This window comes from Alkalihalophilus lindianensis (assembly GCF_032843265.1).
Lineage (GTDB): Bacteria > Bacillota > Bacilli > Bacillales > Bacillaceae_D > Alkalihalophilus > Alkalihalophilus lindianensis.
The window spans coordinates 1-274 of sequence record NZ_JAWJBA010000289.1 but is presented as its reverse complement, the minus strand read 5'-3'; the positions used below and the strand labels follow the sequence as shown (position 1 = coordinate 274).

The 274-nt window shown below is 40.5% G+C and carries 1 protein-coding gene; it reads left to right on the top strand.

Annotated features, from left to right (window positions below):
• A partial coding sequence (locus tag RYX56_RS22295; RefSeq protein ID WP_317124112.1) for a manganese efflux pump occupies positions 1-274 on the top strand: 274 nt, incomplete at both ends.

Below are 274 nucleotides of genomic sequence, written 5' to 3'. Positions count from 1 at the left end.
TCTCATTTTAGCCTTTGCTCTAAGTCTTGACAGCTTTAGTGTCGGCTTAACCTATGGATTAAGAAAAATGGTCATGCCGCTAAAGTCAATAATCATTATTGCCTCCTGCTCGGCTCTTACCTTGTTAATTGCCATCTCCATCGGACATGGGCTTGAAAGGATATTATCACCAAGAATAACGGCTAGCCTGGGAGGATTTATTCTAATTGCACTAGGTGCATGGGTTTTGTACCAATTTTTCCGCCCTGATAAAGAAAAAGAAATGCTAAAGCAA